Below are 5,781 nucleotides of genomic sequence, written 5' to 3' on the forward strand. Positions count from 1 at the left end.
TGCTTTATTTTTTGTAAGTTGTTATAGTTTTTTGCAGAGGTGATTTTATGAAAAAATATTTTTTATTATTAGGATTTGCTTTGTTTCTTTTTTCTTCCTGCGGATATTTCACAGGACTTTTTGAATATGAGATTATAAATAAATCTTCCGAAGTTGTGCAGATAAACATAGAGGATGTAGGAACATATACGCTTAATCCTGCGGAGAATCTAAAATTAAAATTTTATAATGCTAATAAAATTTCTTTAATAAATAATCCTAGAGCTTCGCTTAGAAAAGAATGCAAAGAGGCTTATGCTTATTTTTATGTATACATAGAAAATCTAGAGTATAAAAATATGCAATTCTTTAATTTTTCTGACTTTGATGTTGAAATTTCAGAAAAGAATGGCTTATTAGGCGATAAATATGGTGATATCTTGCTAGTAAAGGCTAAAGAGGTTAAAAAAGCAAAGGTATTTACTCCTAAACCAACTTTTATTTCAACTTTTGTCGATTCTAGATTACCTGCGGATAATGTTATTTCATTTAGTGAAGTTCCTAACTGATACATAAGTAGCCACCGTTATTCCACAGTATTCCGCCTTTTCCGGGTTTTGTCTGTGGTAAGTTTTTAAATTTAAAAACTCCATTAAAAGCTTTGGGCGTTATTAAGGCTCTTTTAAATTCCTTAAAATCTTTTCTATATACGGATCTGCCGCCATAGTTTCATCGGCGCAAATGTGAAGTCTGCCAAAGCATGCGATTTCCGCGCAAGGCTTTTTATCCCCGTAGCAAAAGCCCACGTAAAATGCCCAGCCCTTTACAAGCTCCCCGTCTCTTATCTCGTCGCGACGCACCGAGCGAAGACCTACGCTTACCATATCAGGCACGGTGGCGCTCATCTTTGCGTGTAATTCGCGCAGAGCTGCGGCGCTGTAATCCTGCGCGTTTAGGTTTATCAAATCCTTTAGCTTCAACTCTTCGTTCCTTTCAGGCTCCAGCCGCTACCGAGCCTTTGAGCTTCGCAGCGCTCAAGCTCTGCGATGGTTTCAAATATCTCCATCCACTTCTTGCGGTTTTTCGGGTGCCTAAGCTTCGCAAGCGCCGTGCGTTCTATCATCGCGACGCGCTCGACGCTGATGCCTAGCATCGCCGCAAGCTCGCGGTAAGCTACATCCGCATCGCCCTTTAGCATCCTCACCCGCTCGGCGCATACCTTGTCCGTGCGGTAGCCCTGAATTCTTTGCATTTCACCCTTCCTTTTGTTTTAACTTCTCGGGCGAGCTAAGCCCGCCCTGCGAGCGGGAGCTATGCTCCCTGCACCCACCTGAAGTTTCAGAAATTTTGCAAGCAAAATTTTAAAATTTCGGCGAGCTCTTGCGCCTTCACGCTTGCTTAGTGCTAGCGACATCTTTCTTCTCTTCAAATAGCACGCGCTGCTTATGCTCGCCCACTTTACCAATATTGAAGCTCTCTACCGGGCGTAGATAGCCCATAACCCTCGTGTAAACGACGCACTTGGTGCGTTTTGCTTCAAGCTCTTTAGGAAATTTCATATCCACTCCTTTTAAATTTGACTTTATAAGACGCCCGCACGGGGCGCCATTTAAAATCAAAGCCTTAGCTCCAGATCGTCCCGAGCCCGCGGCGGAAGTGCGGGATCGGTACCGTTATGCTCTCGCGCTTTCTCATCTTTGCGATCCACCCCCTCGGGGTCTTGAAGAGAATGAATGAGTGCGCGATTATGATCTCATCTTTGCAAGCCTTTAGATCGCTCATTTTCATACTCTCATAAGCTTTCATCTCTTATTCCTCCTTATAAAATTACCATGCCGCAGGCTTGGGCTATGATCTCCTCGCCCACGGCGCAGCCGTTAAGAGCCGCTAGGCGGACCGACTTTTTGTGTAACTTTTCGGACGCGCGGAAGTTACCTTTGGCGTGAGCGAAGATCCCCGTGCCGTAAAAAGCATCGCTCTCCTCTTTGCTGAGCCCCTGCATAGCCCATTTGCCGCAAATGCGGCTATATAGCTGCCTAAGCTCCTTATTGCGCCCCACTAAATTCTTTAGCAAAATCTCCGTGCCTGCTAGAATTAGCGGAGTACTCGAAAAATCGTAAATTCTACGTAGATCCTCAAGCGCTCTTAGAGGCAGATGCTCGGCTTCATCGATTAGCAGCACCTTATCGGCGGTTTTTAGGAAGCTTGAAATCGCTTTTAATTTTGCATTAGCGCTGCCTGCGACTTCCAGCCTTAGCGCTTCGCATAGCTCGCCAAGCAAAGCGTTAGCGTTGGTGTGGCAAGTAGCTTCAATTAGCACCGCGTTAGGATTTTTGGCGGCAAAGTCGCGTAGTATCGTGCTCTTGCCGCTACCTGCGGTGCCGTAAAGCAAAGCTATCTCGCGCTCGCCTACGGCTTCGGAGATGACGAAATTCGCCATCTTGTAGTCCCGTGAATTGAAAATTTCATCTCGCGCGGGCGAGGCGGCAAACTCTTTTGCTTTTTTGGCGCTAGCATCGATATAGGCGCCTATCTTGGCTGCGATCGCCGCATTATCGCCCTTATATTTGCCCGCGCGAAACTGACTTATCGCTCCCGGACTGATGCCTAAAGCCCGCGCAAGCGCACTCATACTCACGCTTCCGCCCTCTAAGAATTCGTTTAGCTTAGATATAATCTCTTGCATATTTTCTCCTTTGCCCATAAAGGGGCTTTTAAAAGACATTTTATGCCCTTTAAAAGCGCCTTATCCGCAGACTACTTCCTCAAAGCTCTTTATCTTGCGCTCTGCTTTGCGCTGCGCAGCTTGCGCGCTCAAAATTTCATCGCTCAAAGCTACGCTAGAGTTCAAGCTTTTAGCCCCTTTTAACGCGGCATCTATTAGCCTGCTTTCGTTATTCGCCGCTTGCGGCTTAGGCATTGCGGCGGGCTTTGCTTCTACCATGCGCACTATCTGCTCGAAATCCGCTCGGTGTGCGATCGATGCAGCGTCCATCTGCTTTTTAGTCTCTTTTAGGCGCTTATTAAATAGCTTTTGCGCGCTTTTAGCCTCCTCGGCACTTACCCCTTCATCCAAATCAAGCGTAGAGGCAACGCCGATAAATTTGTTATCCTCGCTCCATAAAAAGCACTCGTTTATATTATTGACGTTTTTGCTGACCCATACGCGCTCAAGCCCGTACATCTCCACGCTGTAAAACCTCACACCATCTAGGCTAATGCCTTTTTTATGCACGTGTTTCAGCTCTCGTCCGCCAAGACGCGCGCTGATGCTTAGAGCGTCCATGTACACAGCATCGCCTATCTTTGCGCTATACGCAGCTGCGCAGGTAGTATCAAGGCGCTCAAGGTAGCGGGTGTTTAGAAATTTTTCCGCATACATATCCATCAGTTCTTGCACCTCGCTTAGGTTTTTTAGCATCGTTAGATTCGTCTTGTAGCCTCTTTTTAGGCGGCGCTCTTTTTTAGAGCGAAAAAACTCTATGGCTTGGCGCTGCGAGATATTGTGTCCGATGAAGCCCGCCAAATTTGCGCTGAAGCTATGCTGCAAAGCTCTAAAATTTCGTTCCACATAAGGCTTAAGCCAGCCGCTATAGGCTCTTACCGCCTTATATTCGATATCAAGCGCGCCTAAAACCTCTTTCATATATTCGCTCTTAAACGCCTTGCCGTTATCGCCCTTGATTACCTTTGGCTTGCCGTAGCGCACGATATATTTGGCGACGGCTCTAGCAATAGAGAGAGAATTTTCACTATCGCTGATGTGAAAAGTCGCTACCCCGCTATACGTATCGATTAGAGCGATGATGGTGTAGCGCTTTTGCCACTCTTTTACATAGTTTTGAAATTCGTCTTTGTCTTTAAAGATAGTGCTGACGTTTTGCCAGCCGATTAGCTCGCAAAGCTCGCTAGCGTTGCAGATTAGATCCAGCGGACTGCCGTCTATCTCCACGACCTCGTTTATCGTGCTTACGGCGTAGTTACTGATGCCAAGAGCCGGTAAGCCGCGACCGACCGCTCCATCCTCGCCGTAAAGGATGATGTTTTTTACAAGCTTATTTTTGTTTAGGTAGTTGTTTACGAAGCGATTTACGACCTCATAGCTTACAATCTCGTCTCTTTTGCCTTGAAAATCCTCAAAGTTTATGAGAGAGTTTTTTGCCGCGTGATAATTTAGTGCTTTGTAGATGTTTGTTATATCTACCTTGCCCATACCGCTGCATGCGAGTATCAGTTCCACACAAAGCGGCGCAAGACCTAGCGCGTCAAGCTTTAGGGTCTTATTATTATCCCGCTCGTCCACTAGCGCATCCAGCCCGCCTCTTTTAAATTTACGCTGCCAGTCGTAGAGCTTATTTGCGGTTACCTTTACGCAGCATATCTTTTTCGCGTTGATATACTCCAGAAAAGCGGCCTCACTTATCTTGCCTTTTGCATCTTCCCACGCCTTGATTACGTCGTATTTTTCAAAAGCGGCTTTGCGTTTTTTGTCCGAGCAAGTAGCGATAGCAGGGAGGCTTGTCGCGCTGCTCGGATCGCTTGAGCTTTGCTCTGCGCCGTTTAAATCTCGCCTCGCGCCGTTTAGGCTCTGCGCACTACCGCAGATTGATGCATTGCTTAAGTTTAAAGCGCCGCCGCTTGCGGACGGATCTGCCGCAGCCGCGCCGTTTAAATTTGCTCCGCCGTGCTTATTGTCGCAAACGCTCTCGCTTTGTCGCGAAATTTCGCTGCTTTCGTTGTTTATCAGGCTATCGTCAATCCAAATTTGAAGGGTTTTACCACCGCGACCGATGCCATCTGTGTAGGTGAAACCTAATATATTAGGTTTAATAGTGCAAAATTTTTTCCCACTAGCTTGGGCTTTAACTACTCTTCTTTGTAGTTTTCTTAAATTTACACTTAAAATTTCAGCCGCACGTTTGGAATTTACCCACATTAGGCTACCTTTATGCCGTCTTTTTCTAGTATCTTTTTAGCTTTTTGGCTTATATAGCCCTTGTAAAAGCTGCTTAAGCTTAGTCCTCGCATCGCACAGTAGTCTTTTAGATCATACTTTAGCTTTTGCTTCACGGCCTTTGAGACCGGTTTTACTCTATATCCTGGCATATTTGCTCCTTTTTTAGATTTTTCCATTATTAAAGTAAAAACTTAAGCGCTTTGCCGATATAATATTATTCAAAAATTCCGCAAAAAAGGGGATATTATGGAAACTAGAAAAGATGAGCCGAAAGCTAAGAGTCTTGAAAATTACGAGAAAAATTTGAAGCTAAATCTCGAAGCTAAACGCAAAGATTTAGATAATATCACTACCTCTGTCATCCCCTCTCAATTAACCCTGATTAGGATGTTTCTGTGGCTTTCTTTTAGTATCGTAGGTGCGGCTTTTTATGCGATAAAACTAGATGAGATAAGCTCATCGCAATTTTATTTTTTATCGGCGATCGTTATAACTACCGTGGCAATAATTACTCTTTGCCTAATAGCCATTAAAAGCAGCGCCGTTAGGCTCACCGCCAATCTCGATAATGCATATTTTAAAGAAAACATCAAACAAGGCGATAGCGAACACACAGAAGGTCTAATAGCTATGCTAGATGTTACGTCAAAAGCCTTAGGCCTCGCTCAAGATAACGTAAATAAAACCGGTAGAATTTTAAGAGTCGTTACTTACTTATCTTTCGCGGTAATATTTTTTATCTCTTCGTTTGCTATAGTTTCCGTATATCACGAGAAAGGAGGTGAAAATATGGCTGAAGAGAAAAAGGATAAAAGTGCCGAAGTCGCCAAAACGGTCGATAGTCG

9 protein-coding genes are annotated in these 5,781 nt (G+C 44.9%); 2 read left to right on the top strand and 7 right to left on the bottom strand.

Going from position 1 to position 5,781, the window contains the following annotated elements; translation table 11 throughout:
- The first annotated feature begins 47 nt into the window (after positions 1-47).
- Entirely contained in the window at positions 48-548 is a 501-nt protein-coding gene (locus Q0256_RS07900) for a hypothetical protein (RefSeq protein ID WP_297961994.1), read from the top strand.
- Positions 549-650: 102 nt separating this feature from the next.
- Here the strand turns inward: Q0256_RS07900 and Q0256_RS07905 are convergent, their stop codons facing one another.
- The 7 genes from Q0256_RS07905 to Q0256_RS07935 all read right to left on the bottom strand — a co-directional run bounded on the left by Q0256_RS07905 (position 651) and on the right by Q0256_RS07935 (position 5,085).
- A complete protein-coding gene (locus Q0256_RS07905; RefSeq protein ID WP_297961996.1) occupies positions 651-959 on the bottom strand; it encodes a hypothetical protein in 309 nt (102 codons plus the stop codon).
- The gene (locus Q0256_RS07910; protein ID WP_297895520.1) at positions 956-1,231 is read right to left on the bottom strand and encodes a sigma factor-like helix-turn-helix DNA-binding protein; all 276 of its coding nucleotides are present in this window, start codon (positions 1,229-1,231) and stop codon (positions 956-958) included. Before Q0256_RS07910 ends, Q0256_RS07905 begins: the two co-directional genes overlap by 4 nt.
- A 136-nt stretch (positions 1,232-1,367) precedes the next feature.
- Positions 1,368-1,538, bottom strand: a complete 171-nt coding sequence (nrdD, locus tag Q0256_RS07915; RefSeq protein ID WP_297961997.1) for an anaerobic ribonucleoside-triphosphate reductase — start codon at positions 1,536-1,538, stop codon at positions 1,368-1,370.
- A 64-nt stretch (positions 1,539-1,602) separates the two neighbouring features.
- On the bottom strand, positions 1,603-1,785 hold the full coding sequence (locus Q0256_RS07920; RefSeq protein ID WP_297962000.1) for a hypothetical protein: 183 nt from the start codon (positions 1,783-1,785) through the stop codon (positions 1,603-1,605).
- A 13-nt stretch (positions 1,786-1,798) separates the two neighbouring features.
- A complete protein-coding gene (locus Q0256_RS07925; RefSeq protein ID WP_297962002.1) occupies positions 1,799-2,665 on the bottom strand; it encodes an AAA family ATPase in 867 nt (288 codons plus the stop codon).
- A 60-nt stretch (positions 2,666-2,725) separates the two neighbouring features.
- Complete coding sequence (locus Q0256_RS07930; protein WP_297962004.1) at positions 2,726-4,915, bottom strand: transposase family protein; 2,190 nt, start codon at positions 4,913-4,915, stop codon at positions 2,726-2,728.
- On the bottom strand, positions 4,915-5,085 hold the full coding sequence (locus tag Q0256_RS07935; RefSeq protein ID WP_297895305.1) for a hypothetical protein: 171 nt from the start codon (positions 5,083-5,085) through the stop codon (positions 4,915-4,917). Before Q0256_RS07935 ends, Q0256_RS07930 begins: the two co-directional genes overlap by 1 nt.
- A gap of 97 nt (positions 5,086-5,182) precedes the next feature.
- Here Q0256_RS07935 and Q0256_RS07940 point away from each other — a divergent pair.
- Positions 5,183-5,781: hypothetical protein (locus Q0256_RS07940; RefSeq protein WP_297962006.1), on the top strand; the 599-nt coding region annotated here is incomplete at its 3' end.

Source organism: uncultured Campylobacter sp. (assembly GCF_937949835.1).
GTDB lineage: Bacteria > Campylobacterota > Campylobacteria > Campylobacterales > Campylobacteraceae > Campylobacter_B.